Genomic DNA, 15,064 nt, shown 5'->3' on the forward strand with positions numbered 1-15,064 from the left:
TATTAAGTAAGGAAATGATTATCATGAAACTTAAAGCGACAACTATCTTAAAAGAAAACATTAACAATGCTGAACTTCATGACTTTATTAAAAAAAACAACTTAACTAACAGCAAACTAGAACCATATGTTGATTTATTAAAAACTTATATTGATAGCTACAATTTATGTAAAAAACGAGAGAATCTTAGCAAATGTCTACAAAATGTTAAAGGATATCGTTATAAACTAGTAATGTTACCTAATCAAAAAATAAGTTTAGTACTAACGGATTGTCTTCATTCTATTAATAGATCTGTCCAACAACAAGTACATAATAATTTTTTAATTAAATACTATGATGATAAACTTTTATCACTTTCATGAAGTAAAAATTTTAATGCCTCAACTAATGCAAGAAAAGAAATCATCCAGTATTTACATCAATCTTTAAAACACAAAAGTTATCAAGGTTTATACTTATATGGTGACACAGGTAGTGGCAAAACTTTTATTTTTATCTTATTTGCAAATAAATTAATTCAAAAAAATCAAACTGTTTGTTTTATTGTATGACCTGAATTTGTTATGGACATTAAAAAAAGTTTTAAAAATGATACTGATACTAATCAGCAAATTGAACAATTAAAATCATGTGACTTATTATTTATTGATGATTTAGGCGGTGAAACCGTTAGCGCTTGAGAGCGTGATGAATTATTATTTAGTATTCTTAATGCACGAATTTTACCATTAAAAACTACATTTATTAATTCTAACTATAGTATTAGTGAACTATATCAACATTATTATTTAAAAAATAGTAAATCAGAAGAAATTAAAGTTAAACGTTTATTAGAACGTATTCAAACTTTAACTATACCAATTGAATTAACTATTGAAGAATCACAAACTACCATTGAAAATAATAATAATATTGACAATATTAATAATAAAATAGAATAGACTTGGTGCAAAACTAAGGTAATTCAAAATTATATATTCCTGCTATTAAATTAAATCTTAATGCAAATCTTCGTATTTTATTGCGATATTTTAAACTTAAAATTTTAAAACGTTTTAGTTTAGCAAATACGTGTTCAATTTTAATTCTAATTTTACTTAAAGTTTTATTAGACTTGGTGCAAAACCTTTAATTTTAACAATTTAACGATTATTATTAATATTAAAGGTGATAGTTATTATGTTGAAAAAATATAAAGATGATCAAGAATTTTATAGTTTAGTCGGCATAAAGACACAAACATTTTATAAAATGCTTGAAATTTTAAAAATTGCTGAGTCTAAACAAAATATTATGGTGGTAGAAAAAATAAAATTGTAATTGAAGAGCGTTTATTAATGACTTTAGAATATTGAAAAGACTATAGTGGTTATAGAGTTATTGCAAAAAGATATAATATTAGTCATACTAGTTGCATTCGTAATATTTTTTGAATTGAAAATATTTTAATAAAAAGCGGAATTTTTAATTTACCTGGAAAAAAAGATTTAACAAAAAATAAAGGTACTAATAATAATTTGTTAGCTATTGATGCTACTGAAACTCCAATTGAAAGAATTAAAAAAAACTAAAATTACTTTTTTCAGGTAAAAAGAAACATCATTCTCTCAAATCCCAAATAATTATTGATATTTCCAATGGAAAAATTATTTCAACTGCTTTTTGTTTTGGAAGCATTCATGATTTTAAATTGCTTCTAAAATCTAAAACTTTTATTCATCCAGAAAAACAAGTTTTTGTTGATTCAGGTTATCAAGGTATACAAAATATTCATAAAAATACATTTTTGCCATTTAAAAAAAGTAAATACAATCAATTAACACCAATTCAAAAAGAATACAATAAAACTTTAAGTAAAATTAGAATTAAAATTGAACACGTATTTGCTAAACTAAAACGTTTTAAAATTTTAAGTTTAAAATATCGCAATAAAATACGAAGATTTGCATTAAGATTTAATTTAATAGCAGGAATATATAATTTTGAATTACCTTAGTTTTGCACCAAGTCTATTCTTTAAAAGATAATGTAAATTGTTTTTTATTATCATTAATACTATAAATTGCACGATTAATAGTTACTTGTTCATTATTTAATGTATAAATTTCAAATAATCTTACCGTTTGTGCATTTTGTTGATAACTATCATAAAAAATAGTACATTGAATTAATTTACCAGTAATATCATAAACTCTTTGTTGTATATCTACTACTTGAAAATATAAGTCATCATTAGCAATAAAAATTAAATAACCACTAATTCCTAATTTACTTAATTTAAAAATAGAATTTCAATTTTTTCTATAAAACTCTTGTTTAATTAAATATTGTTTAATAGTTTCATTATTAATGTCTAATGGAGAATTATATAAATTAGCATTATTTTCTGCTACAAAATCAGTGAAATAAGTTTCATGATTAAAATCATTAAAACCAAAATAATTTAAAATTGAAGCATGAGTACTTTTATTTTTATTAGTTAAAAATTTTACTTTTTCATTTTGATTATCACTAATATTACTTTTATCTTTTCTAAAAAATCTACCTAACATAATATTCACCACCTTTTTAAAAAATTTGATTAATTTTTAATACAATTTTTACAATAATAAATATAATAGACTTGGTGCAAAACTAAGGTAATTCAAAATTATATATTCCTGCTATTAAATTAAATCTTAATGCAAATCTTCGTATTTTATTGCGATATTTTAAACTTAAAATTTTAAAACGTTTTAGTTTAGCAAATACGTGTTCAATTTTAATTCTAATTTTACTTAAAGTTTTATTGTATTCTTTTTGAATTGGTGTTAATTGATTGTATTTACTTTTTTTAAATGGCAAAAATGTATTTTTATGAATATTTTGTATACCTTGATAACCTGAATCAACAAAAACTTGTTTTTCTGGATGAATAAAAGTTTTAGATTTTAGAAGCAATTTAAAATCATGAATGCTTCCAAAACAAAAAGCAGTTGAAATAATTTTTCCATTGGAAATATCAATAATTATTTGGGATTTGAGAGAATGATGTTTCTTTTTACCTGAAAAAAGTAATTTTAGTTTTTTTTAATTCTTTCAATTGGAGTTTCAGTAGCATCAATAGCTAACAAATTATTATTAGTACCTTTATTTTTTGTTAAATCTTTTTTTCCAGGTAAATTAAAAATTCCGCTTTTTATTAAAATATTTTCAATTCCAAAAATATTACGAATGCAACTAGTATGACTAATATTATATCTTTTTGCAATAACTCTATAACTACTATAGTCTTTTCAATATTCTAAAGTCATTAATAAACGCTCTTCAATTACAATTTTATTTTTTCTACCACCATAATATTTTTGTTTAGACTCAGCAATTTTTAAAATTTCAAGCATTTTATAAAATGTTTGTGGCTTTATGCCGACTAAACTATAAAATTCTTGATCATCTTTATATTTTTTCAACATAATAACTATCACCTTTAATATTAATAATAATCGTTAAATTGTTAAAATTAAAGGTTTTGCACCAAGTCTAATATATACCAATATAAATTTCATAAAAAAATAAAATAATGAAAACTATAATTAAAATAAAGGAAATAATTTACTAATAAAATAAATGTTTTATAAATAAATCCATATTTTATGACAAATATTAACAATATTTGTTTATAATATACCTAGTCATTAATCAATATAAAAAACAAACACATAAAAGGAGTGACTTAATAATGGCAATTAAAATTGCAATTAATGGATTTGGGCGCATTGGCCGCCTTGCCTTTCGTCAATTATTTGACAAAAAAGAAATTGATATTGTTGCTATCAATGATTTAGGAAATGTAGAAGCTCTAGCATATCTATTACAATATGATTCAGCACATAGAACTTGAAAACATGGAAAAATCAAAGCAGACAAATCAAAAAATACTATTAATGTTGATGGTAAAATAATTAAAGTTTGTCAAGAAAAAGACCCAAAAGCATTACCATGAAAATCCAATGATGTTGATATCGTAATTGAAGCAACTGGACGTTTTACAACAAAAGAATTAGCACAAGCACATATTGATGCTGGAGCTAAAAAAGTTGTGATTTCAGCACCCGCTAAAGGAGACTTAAAAACTATTGTTTATAATGTTAACCATGATATTCTAAAAAGTACTGATAATATTATTTCTGGTGCTTCATGTACTACTAATTGTCTTGCTCCTGTTGTTCATGCTCTAGAATCAGAATTTGGAATTATTAAGGGATGAATGACAACAGTTCATGCTGCAACTAATGACCAACGTTTACTAGACTTAGAACATTCAGATTTTAGAAGAGGACGTAGTGCTATGTCTAATATTGTTCCTGCAGCTACAGGTGCTGCTGCAGCTATTGGTTTAGTTATCCCTTCTGTTAAAGGAAAACTAGATGGTTCAGCAATGCGTGTTCCGATTATTACTGGTTCAATTGTTGATTTAACAATTGAATTAAAGAAAAATGTTACTGTTGAACAAGTTAATGCAGCAATGAAAAAACATAGTAGCGAATCATTTGCTTATAATGAAGATCCAATTGTTTCAACTGATATTATTGGTTCAAGTTTTGGTTCAATTTTTGATGCAACATTAACAAAAGTTATTGAAGTTGAAGGCAAACAAATTGTTAAAGTTTTTGCTTGATATGATAATGAAATGTCATATGTATCGCAATTAGTAAGAACAGTAATACACTTAGCAAAGCTAAAATAATTTTTAAATAGTTTAATTAAAATATTAAACTACAAAAATGCATCTTACCAATTACAAGATGCATTTTTATTAATAGCTTTAAAAATATATTAAAATTATAATATGAAAAAAGGAGATGAAAATTATATGAATAAAAAAACATTAAAGGATCTTGATTTTAAAAATAAAAAAGTTATTGTTCGTTTTGACTTCAATGTACCATTAGAAAATGGTAAAATTACCGATGATACAAGAATAAAAGCAAGCATCGAAACTATTAAGTATTTACAAAATCAAGATGCAAAAATAATCCTGTTATCACATCTTGGAAGAATTAAATCTGAAGCTGATAAAGAGAAGAATACTTTAGCGCCCGTTGCAAAAAGACTAAGTGAAATCTTAAAAGAAAATGTAATATTCATTAATGAAACTCGTGGTACAAATCTTGAAACAACTATTAATAATCTTAAAAACAAAGAATTACTTTTAATAGAAAATACTCGTTTTGAAGATTTAAATGGTAATAAAGAATCTACTAATAATCCTGAATTAGGTAAATATTGAGCAAATTTAGGTGATGTATTTGTTAATGATGCTTTTGGTACTGCACACCGTGCTCATGCATCTAACGTTGGTATTGCTACTAATATCAAAAATAGTTGTGTTGGTTTATTAATTGAAAAAGAATTAACGATGCTTAATAAAATCACCGTTAATCCAGAACATCCTTTTATAGCAGTACTTGGTGGTGCTAAAGTATCAGATAAAATTGATGTTATCAAACAATTATTAACAAAAGCTGATAAAGTTCTTGTTGGTGGCGGTATGGCTTATACTTTTATGAAAGCATTGAATTATAAAATTGGTGATTCATTATTAGAAAAAGATAAAATTGATATCGCTAAAGAAATTATTGAATTAGGAAAAGAAAAATTAATACTACCTATTGACTTTGTAATTGCTCCGGAATTTAAGGATATCAAAGGTAAAATTACTAATAATGAAAACATTGATGATGGATATGAAGGAATGGATATTGGTCCAAAAACAATTAAATTATTTGAAAATACTTTAATTAATGCTAAAACTGTTTTTTGAAATGGACCATTAGGAGTTTTTGAAATGAGTAACTTTGTTAATGGAACCAAAAATATTTGTAAAACTATTTCACAATTAAAAGGTGCATTTACACTAATTGGTGGTGGTGATAGTGCAGCAGCAGCAGTTAAATTTGGATATGAAAATAAATTTAGCCATATTTCAACTGGTGGAGGTGCTTCATTAGAATATCTAGAAGGTAAGGATTTACCTGGTATTAATGCTATAGAAAATAAATAGTGAAAATATATGATTACTCAAGATCAAACAACAAGTGTTTTTATTCTTATTAGTTTATTTTTAATTACGATGGTTTTAATATTTCAATTCTTCCAATTTATTTTTTGATTAATTATTATTTTAAAAAGTAAAAAAAATGATACTAAATTAAAACCTAGCTATCAACAAGCATTATCCAATGAAAATATTAATTGTCAAATAGTTAAAAGTAAATTTACTTTTAAATATCTTAACTATAATTTTAAAAAAAATACTTTAAAATTAAAAAGTCGTGATTTTAATGAAACTACTACTTGAAATAAATATCAAACTTTAAGTAGTGTACTTGTTATTAAGTGAAAAAATAATTCTCAAAAATGAAGTAATTTAGCTCTACCAATTATTAATTTATTTTTTATAAATGGTGTTATTATTACTATTATTTGTGCTTTATTATATTACATTCCAGTTCAAAATAATAATATTAACAAGGAAATCTTAGCAATTTTTATTTTCCTTAGCTTACTTATTATTACTATGCGTTGATTATTTTGAACAATGTTTTATGAAAAATTTCGTAAACAATTAATGACATTAAATACAGAATTAAATTATAGTGAACAAAAAACTATTAAATATATTACCCTATTTAAATCTTGTTTTCCATTTTCTGATTTAATGTTTTAAATAAAATAAAATTATTTTAATTAAGTATCAAATTTACACTTGTGGTAAAAATTGATACTTTTTTTATTATTTTTAATTAAATTTAAACTTAATTTTTATTAATAAATGATTATTAAATAAATTTCTATTATCTAAAATACAAACCAAAAATAAACCTAGTAATTATAGCGATAAAACTATAATATACATTTAAATTTAATTTACAAAAGTATAGTAATCTTGCTTTAAATTATATACCATGTTTATTATTATCAAAGCATTATAAAAGCAAATATCCTAAGAAAAATAAAAAAATGTTAAAATAAATACATAATTTTAGATATATTTTTATTAATTATTATTTTGAAAGGGGTGTTAAAATGAAATATTTTAATCCAAGTTTTTTATTTAAACCTGAGTTGTAAATATAAATGGGACAGTTTTTTAAAATAATTGTATTAAATCTATTGGTCTTTTATAAGAGAGCGATTTTCTGGGTGTAGAATTAATTTGAAATGCTATAAAATTTAAATCTTTTTGTTTATATGAAGATAGATCTTTTAATTTTCAAAAAAAACTCTTGATGAAATAAAAAAAATCATCAACCCGGCCTAAAATTTGATTTTATTTAATTTTGGGATTTATTTTTTTTACAAACTGAAATATAATGCTTCAGATTTTGCATAAGGTGATATTTTATAATGTTGGTATTTAAATTTTCATAAATTGAGGTAATTTTGAATATTGGTAAATCCAATGCCATGATAATGAGTAATAAATTCTTTTAAACTTGATTGTATTTTACTGATATTACTTAAATTTTTATAATAGACTTGGTGCAAAACCTTTAATTTTAACAATTTAACGATTATTATTAATATTAAAGGTGATAGTTATTATGTTGAAAAAATATAAAGATGATCAAGAATTTTATAGTTTAGTCGGCATAAAGCCACAAACATTTTATAAAATGCTTGAAATTTTAAAAATTGCTGAGTCTAAACAAAAATATTATGGTGGTAGAAAAAATAAAATTGTAATTGAAGAGCGTTTATTAATGACTTTAGAATATTGAAAAGACTATAGTAGTTATAGAGTTATTGCAAAAAGATATAATATTAGTCATACTAGTTGCATTCGTAATATTTTTTGAATTGAAAATATTTTAACAAAAAGCGGAATTTTTAATTTACCTGGAAAAAAAGATTTAACAAAAAATAAAGGTACTAATAATAATTTGTTAGCTATTGATGCTACTGAAAATCCAATTGAAAGAATTAAAAAAAACTAAAATGAATTTTTTCAGGTAAAAAGAAACATCATTCTCTCAAATCCCAAATAATTATTGATATTTCCAATGGAAAAATTATTTCAACTGCTTTTTGTTTTGGAAGCATTCATTATTTTAAATTGCTTCTAAAATCTAAAACTTTTATTCATCCAGAAAAACAAGTTTTTGTTGATTCAGGTTATTAAGGTATACAAAATATTCATAAAAATACATTTTTGCCATTTAAAAAAAGTAAATACAATCAATTAACACCAATTCAAAAAGAATACAATAAAACTTTAAGTAAAATTAGAATTAAAATTGAACACGTATTTGCTAAACTAAAACGTTTTAAAATTTTAAGTTTAAAATATCGCAATAAAATACGAAGATTTGCATTAAGATTTAATTTAATAGCAGGAATATATAATTTTGAATTACCTTAGTTTTGCACCAAGTCTATTGAAGTCATTTATCTCATGAACAATGAGATTGAATAATTTGATTGTCATTGTTAGGTCAATTTGCTTATACTATTTCTCAATTTGCTAAAATTTCAAAAACATCAGCATGATTTAATCGTCAAAAATTTATGAAATCATCACAATTAGCAAAAACACAAAAACCATTCACAAAATTAAAAGGTAGAATTGAAATTGATGAAACTTTTATCAAAGAAATTCATAAAGGAAATTTCAAAAATCCAGATGATCCAAGAAAAAAATGAATTGAAGAAAATGCTAAAGATTTAAACTGTTGTATTGAAATGGCAATTGATGAAAATAAAAATATTTATGCTCAAACAACAAATACTAAAAGATTAACAAAAAAATGAGTACAAGAAAATTTAACATCTAAGCTTATCGAAGAAAAATCAATTATAGTTTGTGATATGCAAATACTATATGATACAGTAGCTAAACAAACAAAATGTACTCTCAAGAAATTTAAATCAACAGAAAATAAAGAATTAAATTATAAAAATTTAAGTAATATCAGTAAAATACAATCAAGTTTAAAAGAATTTATTACTCATTATCATGGCATTGGATTTACCAATATTCAAAATTACCTCAATTTATGAAAATTTAAATACCAACATTATAAAATATCACCTTATGCAAAATCTGAAGCATTATATTTCAGTTTGTAAAAAAAATAAATCCCAAAATTAAATAAAATCAAATTTTAGGCCAGGTTGATGATTTTTTTTATTTCATCAAGAGTTTTTTTGAAAATTAAAATAATTTTATCTCTTACTACTTTAGCAATAATCGAAGCGCTAGCAATATTAAGTGATTTTTGATCACCTTTAACTATTGCTTCAACTTTTCCTAGAAAATTAGGAAATTGCGGTTTTTCAAAATCAACTAAACACACATCAGGTACTATTTTTAATTTATTAAATGCTTCTATCATTCCTAAAATACTAGTCTGCTTAGGATTGTGAATATTAACAAATTGATGACTTTTAATACTAACAGCAACTGTTAGTGCATTATCAATTATAATTTGATACATTGCTATTCGTTGTTTTGCTGATAATTGTTTTGAATCTTTAATTAAAGGATGATTAAAGTTTGGTTTAAGAATAACGCTTGCAACAACAATTGGTCCTGCAATAGCTCCCCTTCCCACTTCATCAAAACCAGCAATTAATGTTCCTGATGAATAATTATCAATTTCGTATCGTAAACTACTTTTCATGTTTTAAAATCTTAGGTGGTATTTCAAATGAAATTAATCCTAGTTTCCCTACTTGTAAATCATTAATAAATAAATTCATGGCACGATGAGTATTATCTTCATCATTAGCCAATTTTAAATGATATTTTTGTGCTAATTTCTTAAAATAAAGAAATAATGTTTCATCATTAATATTTTTAATTTCAAAATTAATATTATAATATTTTACTAATCTTTCATAATAATTCTCAAGTAAAAAGGTTAAAGCAAAATTAGCCATTTCTTCTAAAAATAAATGTTTAACAGGAATTGCTTTAATTAAAGCTAAAATCATTACTACTTTTTGATCATTTATTTTTGGTGGTAAAATACCAGGACTATCTAACAAATCAATCGTTGGATTTAATTTAATTCATTGTTGACCTCTAGTAACACCAGGTATATTAGCAGTTTGTGTTACTTTACGTTGCAATAAATTATTAATAAATGTTGATTTACCCGTATTTGGTAATCCCATAATTAATACCTTAATTTTTGGATTAACAATACCTTTTGCCAATTCTTTTTCCATTTGCTGTTCCATTAATTTAGTAATTAAATTTAACAACTGCGGTTTCATTTTTGTAGTTAATGATTTTGCCAATAAAACAGAAAAACCTTGATTTTCAAAAAAAGTAACTCATTCTTTAGTAAAATTATCATCTGCTAAATCAACTTTGTTAAGAACAATAATTCTTATTTTTTTCTCTAATAAACGATCTAATAAAGTACTTTTTGTTGCTAATGGTGCTCGTGCATCTAAAACTTCAATTGCAACATCAATAATTGGTAACTTAGTTTCAATTGCTTTAATGGCTTTCATCATATGACCAGGGAATCAATGAATTTGATTATGGGTACTTTCATTAGACATTTTTTTAACTCCTTTAATACATTTTATTATTATTTTATATCAATTTAGAAAACCACCATTGATTTTAATAACGATGGTTTAATTATTATTTAACGGGTTTTACTGTTTTAATTTCTTTAATTCTAGCAGCTTTACCGCTTAATTTACGTAAGTAGAAAATACGTGCTCTTCTTACTTTACCCTTACGAATAACATTAATTTTATCAATTAATGGTGAATGTAAAGCAAATGTTTTTTCGACACCTTTACCACCAACAGTTTTACGAACAATAACATTTTGCGTAATTCCTGAACCTTTGCGAGCAATAACTACTCCTTCAAACATTTGAATACGTTCTTTTTTTTCTTCTTTAATTTTAGAAAAAACCTGGATTGTATCTCCGGATTTAAAATTAGGAAGATTATGATTTAGTTGACTTTCGCTAACTAATTTAATAATTGCATTTTGCATGTTTTATTTCTCCTTTCTTTTATTTTTTTTAAGTGAAGATTTATATTCTTCAATTATTATTTTATCTTTCGCAGATAATTGATATTTTTTAAATAAATCAATTCTTTTTTTATAAGTATTAATTAATGCTTGTTGATGACGATATTCTGCTATCTTTTCATGGTGACCACCAATTAAAACTTCTGGAACTTTCATACCTAGTACTTCTTCTGGTCTTGTATATGTTGGATAATCCAATAACGAGTTATTAAAAGAATCATTAAGATGAGATTGATGTTGAATAACATTAGGAATTAACCTAGTAATACAATCAATAATAACCATTGCTGGTAATTCACCACCAGTTAATACATAATCACCAATTGAAATCTCTTCATCAATATAAGACATAATGCGTTCATCAATACCTTCGTAATGACCACAAACTAAAATATAATTAATATTTTTTTGACTATATTTATAAGCTAATTGTTGATTTCATTGTTGACCTTGTGGACTAAGTAAAATTGTTTTAGCCTCAGGAAATTTAAGTTTTACGCTATTAATAGCATCAATTACTGGCATTGCTTGTAAAACCATACCATCGCCACCACCATAAGGAGCATCATCAACTTGTTGGTGTTTATTATTAGCAAAACTTCTAATATCAATAATATCAATACTAATTTGTTTTTTAGTAATAGCTCGTTTGATGATTGATGTTTGCATAAAATCATTAAAAGCGTTGGGAAATAAAGTTATAATTGTGAATTGGTTTTTAGTCATTATTAATTAATCCTTCAATAATATTAAAATAAACTTTTTGTTCTTCTTTATTAATTTTATTAATAAATACTTTATTATTAGGAATAAAAAAGGTTTTTTTATTAGTCATTTTTATTTCTCATAAACCTTGATGATTATTATCTAAGAAAGCAATAACTTTTCCTAAAAAAGCATTATTATTAGCATCAAATGCTTCATAATTTAGAATATCTTCATAAAATCAAGGTAAGTTGTCATTAATTATTTCTTCAGTATTAATAACTAAATTTTTATTTTTCATACCTTCTACTAACTCAATAGTATTATAATTTTCAAATGTTAATAATAAAAACTGCTTATGATTTCTTACTCTTGAAATAATTAAAGGTGTTAGTTGTTTAGTTTCTTCTAAATAAACTGTTGTTTTTTCTTTTCATGAAAATTTATTACCATAATAATTACATAAAACCTTAACTTCACCAATAAGACCATGAGTATTAACAATAGTACCTAATTCTAAATATTTCATCTTAAAACTCATTAATTACTAATTTAATAGTATTGTTTTCTAAATATGCTTTGCTTTCAATAATTGTTGATAATGCACGAATAGTATTTCCTTTTTTTACCAATCAATACTGATATTAATGATTTTGGTACCATTAATATTAAATCATAGTGGTTTTTTTCTACTAATTCGCGAATCTCAACTTCACAAATTTTATCAAGTAAAATTGGTTCAATTAAACGTTCTAACAATGTTACATACATATTAATTAATCACTTGTAGCATATTTTAATATTAAGTATCGGGTGCTTCTTCTTTTTTAATAGAATCAGTAGTAGCGGTTTTTTTATTTTTTACAGTAACTTTTTTTGTTATTTTTTTAGGTTTGCTACTTTTTCTCTCTTGTCTTAAATTATGAAATTTAGTCATAATTCCTTCTGCTGATAATAAACTACGAACAGTTTCTGTTGGTTGAGCACCATTTGATAAAAATTTTAATACTTTTACTTCATCGATAGTTACTTGTTTTTCTTTGTTTGTTGGATTATAAGTACCTAATTTATCAATATATCTACCATTAAGTTTTGTTCTTGCATCAATCGCAACAATTCTGTAACTAGGTTGCACTGATTTACTTTTTCCTGTTGGTATTAAGCGTAATTTAACCATAAATTACCTCCTTCTATTAATTTGTGGCAAATAAACCTTTTTAATAATATCTTATTCACATAATGATGTCAAGTTAAAATTCTTAACAGATAAAAAGATTTTAAAATAATAATTTCTTTATTTTTACTAAGTTACATATTTTTTCTAAATAAATAAGTTTTTCTATTAAAAACACTTACTGATGTAAGTATTTAAATAATTTATGGCTTTTCTCCATTTATGTACTATTTTTAAATTTTATCACATAAATGGAGATAAAAGCCTACCTAGGAAATTATCCCCGCATGTATTTAAATCAAACACAAAATTACAGTTTCAAAACTAGGTATATTGTTGAATTTATATGCCGATTCTTTTGCGTATAAATGAACATGATGTTTTTCAACTTTGATATGTGTTTTAAATGTTCGTCTGATGTGCTTTCATGCCGATTCAATCTGGTTTATGTTTACACCAGTTTTTGAAACATAGCCATCTTGATGGTTAACTGTTTCATGCTTAGTGAAAACTGATTTAAAATGGCGATATCCTTTTCAAGAATCAGTATGTACATCACACTTTGAAGAAATGTGGTTTCTTGCAAATTGCAAAAGATTTTTTTGATTTGCATTTTTCAACACTTTCACAATTAAATTATTGGTTGTTTTTTCATAAATCCCAACAATCAAAGTTTTATTTTTTAATGATCTTCCTTGTTTTTTAAAACCCATATGTGAAAGATACATTTCATCCATTTGCACTATGCCCTCAACAATGAATTGAGGTTCTTGTTTTGCAATTGCACTTCGGATTTTATGACCCATTCTTCAAGCAGTTTTCAAAGTTACTCCCAATTCTTTTGCAACATCAGTTGATGGAATTCAATGTTTGGTGTTTATTCATCTAAAGATGAGATAAAACCAAGATGTCAAAGGTGTTTGTGACTTGTAAAAAATGGTGTCATGAAGAATACTAAATGTTTGATGACATTTCAAACATCTTATTCTTCTTAAATCAGAAGTATTCAAATTTGTTCAAGAACACCTCATACATTTGTTTTCATTCAAACTTGCTATATATTTCAAACAATCTTTTTCTGTTTGAAATATATTGTTGAACTCATTCAATTTCATTGTTTCCTCCACAAGTACATGTGGGGAGAAGTCCGTAATTTATTTATTAATATTTAATTATTAAAATTAACAATTATTTTAATAATTATATTTATCTATTTACATTTTTGGCAAAATTGGTTTACTAAAAATAGTGGTTGATTGAGAACTTACGTCATCATCATTAATAAATGGATTTAATTTTTCTGGATAAGAAGATTCTTCACTATCGCTACTTGCATTTGAATCAAAACCACTATCTTGTGAACAAAATGAACTTCTTTTTTTACTTAGTACTTCAATTGCTTCCTCTGCAATTTCACATTCAGGTTCATTATTAGTTTTTTCACTGAGCATTTTTTTAAATTCTTCTTCTAAAATGTCAACTTCTGCAAGAACACTAGTTATTTCAAACATATTTTTCTTTAGTTTTTCAATCAAAATAGTAGTTTTTTCTTGTTTTAGTTTTTCATTTTCTAATTCTTTCCCTTTTATCAATTCTTCATTATTAATTTTATAATTTTTTAATTCTTCTTGTTGAACTGTTATTTTTTTATTTCAATCTCAAAAACCAAAAGTAATAATTTTTAAAAAAATATTTTTTCATTTAGTAATTTTTTTATTATTTAAACTTGCAATAATAATACTATATTTATTATTGACTACTAAATAATTATCAATAGTCTGTTGATTTTGATCTAAAATTTTGGCAATTTGTTCTATTTCATATTTATAATTTTCCTGATATTTTTTCTTAGTTTTTATTATTTCTTCTTTTAAAAAAATAAAAAAATTGTTATATTTTTGTTCTTGCTCTATAGTTATATTAAATAATGAAAAAATATTGTCTAATTTTTCAATTAATTCATTATATATTTCTATATTTTTTCTTATTTCATGATAATAATATTGTTGCATCAAATCTATACTATTAATATTATTTGTATTTAAACTTTTTATAAACTTATTTATATTAACTAAATCATTTACCATTCTTCTTTACCTCTTATTTTTTTTATTAATAAACCCATTTACTTAAAA

General features: G+C 23.7%; 22 protein-coding genes and 2 pseudogenes. 10 read left to right on the top strand and 14 right to left on the bottom strand.

Annotated elements, in window-relative coordinates; genetic code table 4:
- Positions 1 to 23: 23 nt before the first annotated feature.
- Entirely contained in the window at positions 24 to 944 is a 921-nt protein-coding gene (locus tag AAHM78_RS10555) for an ATP-binding protein (protein WP_342253131.1), read from the top strand.
- Between the two features lie 13 nt (positions 945 to 957).
- On the opposite strand, the pseudogene AAHM78_RS10560 reads toward AAHM78_RS10555, so the two are convergent.
- Positions 958 to 1,107: pseudogene (locus AAHM78_RS10560) on the bottom strand (transposase); the annotation flags it as partial.
- Positions 1,108 to 1,182: 75 nt separating this feature from the next.
- Between AAHM78_RS10560 and AAHM78_RS17070 the strand changes: the two are divergent.
- From AAHM78_RS17070 to AAHM78_RS17080, 3 genes are read left to right on the top strand one after another with little or no spacing between them, the layout of a single operon-like run.
- Positions 1,183 to 1,323, top strand: a complete 141-nt coding sequence (locus AAHM78_RS17070) for a hypothetical protein (protein WP_342252928.1) — start codon at positions 1,183 to 1,185, stop codon at positions 1,321 to 1,323.
- 17 nt (positions 1,324 to 1,340) lie between these two features.
- Entirely contained in the window at positions 1,341 to 1,574 is a 234-nt protein-coding gene (locus tag AAHM78_RS17075) for a transposase family protein (RefSeq protein ID WP_342253991.1), read from the top strand.
- 59 nt (positions 1,575 to 1,633) lie between these two features.
- Positions 1,634 to 1,999, top strand: coding sequence for a transposase family protein (locus tag AAHM78_RS17080; RefSeq protein ID WP_342254958.1), 366 nt, complete (start codon positions 1,634 to 1,636; stop codon positions 1,997 to 1,999).
- A gap of 13 nt (positions 2,000 to 2,012) precedes the next feature.
- Here AAHM78_RS17080 and AAHM78_RS10570 read toward each other — a convergent pair whose 3' ends face one another.
- The 3 genes from AAHM78_RS10570 to AAHM78_RS10580 all read right to left on the bottom strand — a co-directional run bounded on the left by AAHM78_RS10570 (position 2,013) and on the right by AAHM78_RS10580 (position 3,455).
- On the bottom strand, positions 2,013 to 2,555 hold the full coding sequence (locus AAHM78_RS10570; RefSeq protein ID WP_342253132.1) for a hypothetical protein: 543 nt from the start codon (positions 2,553 to 2,555) through the stop codon (positions 2,013 to 2,015).
- Between the two features lie 82 nt (positions 2,556 to 2,637).
- Positions 2,638 to 3,012 (bottom strand): transposase family protein, encoded by a 375-nt coding sequence (locus AAHM78_RS10575; RefSeq protein ID WP_342254611.1) that lies wholly within the window; start codon positions 3,010 to 3,012, stop codon positions 2,638 to 2,640.
- A 50-nt stretch (positions 3,013 to 3,062) separates the two neighbouring features.
- Positions 3,063 to 3,455, bottom strand: coding sequence for a transposase family protein (locus AAHM78_RS10580; protein ID WP_342253133.1), 393 nt, complete (start codon positions 3,453 to 3,455; stop codon positions 3,063 to 3,065).
- 266 nt (positions 3,456 to 3,721) lie between these two features.
- Between AAHM78_RS10580 and gap the strand changes: the two genes are divergently transcribed.
- The 3 genes from gap (at position 3,722) to AAHM78_RS10595 (ending at position 6,712) form a co-directional block, all read left to right on the top strand.
- Positions 3,722 to 4,729 (top strand): type I glyceraldehyde-3-phosphate dehydrogenase, encoded by a 1,008-nt coding sequence (gap, locus tag AAHM78_RS10585; RefSeq protein WP_342253134.1) that lies wholly within the window; start codon positions 3,722 to 3,724, stop codon positions 4,727 to 4,729.
- A gap of 126 nt (positions 4,730 to 4,855) precedes the next feature.
- Positions 4,856 to 6,046, top strand: a complete 1,191-nt coding sequence (locus AAHM78_RS10590; protein WP_342253135.1) for a phosphoglycerate kinase — start codon at positions 4,856 to 4,858, stop codon at positions 6,044 to 6,046.
- 9 nt (positions 6,047 to 6,055) lie between these two features.
- Positions 6,056 to 6,712 carry a hypothetical protein gene (locus AAHM78_RS10595; protein WP_342253136.1) on the top strand — a complete coding sequence of 219 codons (657 nt, stop codon included), beginning with the start codon at positions 6,056 to 6,058 and terminating at the stop codon, positions 6,710 to 6,712.
- A 423-nt stretch (positions 6,713 to 7,135) separates the two neighbouring features.
- Here the strand turns inward: AAHM78_RS10595 and AAHM78_RS17085 are convergent.
- Both AAHM78_RS17085 and AAHM78_RS10600 read right to left on the bottom strand, forming a co-directional pair.
- Positions 7,136 to 7,258 (bottom strand): annotated as a pseudogene (locus tag AAHM78_RS17085) (IS30 family transposase); the annotation flags it as partial.
- 83 nt (positions 7,259 to 7,341) lie between these two features.
- A complete protein-coding gene (locus AAHM78_RS10600; protein ID WP_342253137.1) occupies positions 7,342 to 7,533 on the bottom strand; it encodes a hypothetical protein in 192 nt (63 codons plus the stop codon).
- Between the two features lie 56 nt (positions 7,534 to 7,589).
- On the opposite strand from AAHM78_RS10600, the gene AAHM78_RS10605 reads away from it, so the two are divergent.
- From AAHM78_RS10605 to AAHM78_RS10615, 3 genes are all read left to right on the top strand, one after another.
- On the top strand, positions 7,590 to 7,982 hold the full coding sequence (locus AAHM78_RS10605; RefSeq protein ID WP_342253138.1) for a transposase family protein: 393 nt from the start codon (positions 7,590 to 7,592) through the stop codon (positions 7,980 to 7,982).
- A gap of 215 nt (positions 7,983 to 8,197) precedes the next feature.
- Positions 8,198 to 8,407, top strand: coding sequence for a transposase family protein (locus AAHM78_RS10610; protein ID WP_342252825.1), 210 nt, complete (start codon positions 8,198 to 8,200; stop codon positions 8,405 to 8,407).
- Between the two features lie 2 nt (positions 8,408 to 8,409).
- A complete protein-coding gene (locus AAHM78_RS10615; protein WP_342253139.1) occupies positions 8,410 to 9,114 on the top strand; it encodes an IS1595 family transposase in 705 nt (234 codons plus the stop codon).
- A 35-nt stretch (positions 9,115 to 9,149) separates the two neighbouring features.
- Here AAHM78_RS10615 and AAHM78_RS10620 read toward each other — a convergent pair whose 3' ends face one another.
- The 8 genes from AAHM78_RS10620 to AAHM78_RS10655 all read right to left on the bottom strand — a co-directional run bounded on the left by AAHM78_RS10620 (position 9,150) and on the right by AAHM78_RS10655 (position 15,016).
- The gene (locus tag AAHM78_RS10620) at positions 9,150 to 9,668 is read right to left on the bottom strand and encodes a ribonuclease HII (RefSeq protein ID WP_342253140.1); all 519 of its coding nucleotides are present in this window, start codon (positions 9,666 to 9,668) and stop codon (positions 9,150 to 9,152) included.
- Complete coding sequence (gene ylqF / locus AAHM78_RS10625; protein WP_342253141.1) at positions 9,658 to 10,560, bottom strand: ribosome biogenesis GTPase YlqF; 903 nt, start codon at positions 10,558 to 10,560, stop codon at positions 9,658 to 9,660. Before ylqF ends, AAHM78_RS10620 begins: the two co-directional genes overlap by 11 nt.
- 85 nt (positions 10,561 to 10,645) lie before the next feature.
- Complete coding sequence (rplS, locus tag AAHM78_RS10630; RefSeq protein ID WP_252319419.1) at positions 10,646 to 11,011, bottom strand: 50S ribosomal protein L19; 366 nt, start codon at positions 11,009 to 11,011, stop codon at positions 10,646 to 10,648.
- Between the two features lie 3 nt (positions 11,012 to 11,014).
- Positions 11,015 to 11,776: a tRNA (guanosine(37)-N1)-methyltransferase TrmD gene (trmD, locus tag AAHM78_RS10635; protein WP_342253142.1), complete on the bottom strand. Its 762-nt coding sequence runs from the start codon at positions 11,774 to 11,776 to the stop codon at positions 11,015 to 11,017.
- Positions 11,769 to 12,284 carry a ribosome maturation factor RimM gene (gene rimM, locus AAHM78_RS10640; RefSeq protein ID WP_252319423.1) on the bottom strand — a complete coding sequence of 172 codons (516 nt, stop codon included), beginning with the start codon at positions 12,282 to 12,284 and terminating at the stop codon, positions 11,769 to 11,771. The genes trmD and rimM overlap by 8 nt, the downstream gene beginning before the upstream one ends.
- A 273-nt stretch (positions 12,285 to 12,557) precedes the next feature.
- On the bottom strand, positions 12,558 to 12,932 hold the full coding sequence (rpsP, locus tag AAHM78_RS10645) for a 30S ribosomal protein S16 (RefSeq protein ID WP_342253143.1): 375 nt from the start codon (positions 12,930 to 12,932) through the stop codon (positions 12,558 to 12,560).
- 290 nt (positions 12,933 to 13,222) lie between these two features.
- Positions 13,223 to 14,044, bottom strand: a complete 822-nt coding sequence (locus AAHM78_RS10650; protein ID WP_342253144.1) for an IS1595 family transposase — start codon at positions 14,042 to 14,044, stop codon at positions 13,223 to 13,225.
- A 99-nt stretch (positions 14,045 to 14,143) separates the two neighbouring features.
- Positions 14,144 to 15,016 (bottom strand): hypothetical protein, encoded by an 873-nt coding sequence (locus AAHM78_RS10655; protein ID WP_342253145.1) that lies wholly within the window; start codon positions 15,014 to 15,016, stop codon positions 14,144 to 14,146.
- Positions 15,017 to 15,064 lie beyond the last annotated feature (48 nt).

The sequence above is a fragment of the Spiroplasma endosymbiont of Zeiraphera isertana genome, from assembly GCF_964030805.1.
In the GTDB taxonomy this organism is placed as follows: Bacteria; Bacillota_I; Bacilli_A; order Mycoplasmatales; family VBWQ01; genus Spiroplasma_E.